We start from the raw sequence: 1,018 nt of genomic DNA on the forward strand, positions 1-1,018 counted from the left end.
AATGGAGAGTCTAAGTTTGAAAGGCTAAGTGAAAAAGACTTAGGCAGTTGGATGAAAAGCTACCAAGTGGGAGAAGCGTGGAGCGAGGGTTTACTGGGTGGTGAGCCAGAATGGTAAGGTTGTTAATTTCGGTAGAAGGTCATTCTGAATATAAATTTGTTGAAGAAGTTGTTGTTCCATACTTATCAGGTTTTGATATTTTTGTACAGACTCAAAATATGAAAGGCAATATTGGACTGGATAGAGTTGGCTCAAAACTAAACGCATTGATTTATAGTTATGATTTTGTAACAACTTTATATGACTTTTATGGTTTTCAAAAAAGACACCTAATTGATGGGGAAACCAAAGAAAGTTTAGAAGAAAAGATTAAAAATAGAATTAAAAAAGATCAAAGACAAAAGATCATTCCATACATTCAAATGTACGAATTTGAAGCATTGTTGTTTAGTGATGCTGAAAAAATGGCAACTGGATTAAATACTAATCAAGATTGGATAAATAAAATTTTAGTTAATTTTAATAATATTGAAAAAATTAACAACTCCAAGGACGCCGCACCCTCTAAGCGCATTGAAAAGAATGCACGTTATATAAAGACAACTCATGCGCCAAATATCCTTAATAATATTGGATTGGCAGAAATAAGAAAAAAATGCACTGGCTTTGATGCTTGGATAACGCGGTTAGAAAACCTTAATGGATGATTCGGCTCAACGCCAACAAGCACTAGATACCACCCAGTCTTTTATCGTGCAAGCACCTGCAGGTTCTGGCAAAACCGAGCTACTAACGCAACGCTATTTAAAATTATTATCAATTAGCGATTCGCCAGAAAGTGTTCTAGCAATGACCTTTACCAAAAAAGCAGTTAGTGAGTTAAAAGCTAGGGTAATTGATGCGCTAAAGTCAGTAGAAAGTGGGCGCCCTCAACAACCACACAAACAAATCACCTTTGATTTGGCTGTTGCAGTATTAGCAAGGTCGAGGAAATATGAGTGGCATATAATTGACATGC

The 1,018-nt window shown here is 35.9% G+C and carries 2 protein-coding genes; both read left to right on the plus strand.

The window, feature by feature from the left end:
• Positions 1–110 precede the first annotated feature (110 nt).
• Positions 111–707: a DUF4276 family protein gene (locus BTHERMOSOX_RS11525; protein ID WP_138121239.1), complete on the plus strand. Its 597-nt coding sequence runs from the start codon at positions 111–113 to the stop codon at positions 705–707.
• Positions 700–1,018, plus strand: a 319-nt coding sequence (locus tag BTHERMOSOX_RS11530; RefSeq protein WP_171004774.1) for a UvrD-helicase domain-containing protein, incomplete at its 3' end; no start/stop codon positions are given. The genes BTHERMOSOX_RS11525 and BTHERMOSOX_RS11530, both read left to right, overlap by 8 nt.

This window comes from Bathymodiolus heckerae thiotrophic gill symbiont (assembly GCF_900128515.1).
GTDB lineage: Bacteria > Pseudomonadota > Gammaproteobacteria > PS1 > Pseudothioglobaceae > Thioglobus_A.

Bases quoted from the DNA above. Each gene is read 5' to 3' on its own strand.
- BTHERMOSOX_RS11525 (WP_138121239.1), top strand. From the start codon at position 111: ATGGTAAGGTTGTTAATTTCGGTAGAAGGTCATTCTGAATATAAATTT.